At 74.8% G+C, this 314-nt stretch carries 1 pseudogene; it reads right to left on the bottom strand.

Annotation, left to right across the window (positions count from 1 at the left end):
• Nucleotides 1-122: 122 nt before the first annotated feature.
• Nucleotides 123-314: pseudogene (locus PUR56_RS01445) on the bottom strand (ADP-ribosylglycohydrolase family protein); the annotation flags it as partial.

Below are 314 nucleotides of genomic sequence, written 5' to 3' on the forward strand. Positions count from 1 at the left end.
ATCGCCGAGGAGGCGCTCGCCACCGGCCACCTCAACATACCCGTCCCGCCCAACGACGCGCTGGAGCTCAAGCTGGCGGACGACGACTGGGCCCCGCTGTACGTCACGCTCGACCACCGGTCCCGGGGCTCGATCCGCTCCACCCACCCGGCGGGCCACGCGTCCGCGCCCCGGTGCGCCCGGGCGATGGCGCGGGGCAGGCAGGCTTTGGAGTCGGTGTAGCCCGTGGTGTAGGCGCCGCGGCTGTCGGCGGCGAGCGGGTCGTCCGGCTGCTGCAGGAAGCAGTGCAGTCCGGTGGCGAGCGCCTCCTCGGC

The sequence above is a fragment of the Streptomyces sp. BE303 genome (assembly GCF_036290945.1).
Lineage (GTDB): Bacteria > Actinomycetota > Actinomycetes > Streptomycetales > Streptomycetaceae > Kitasatospora.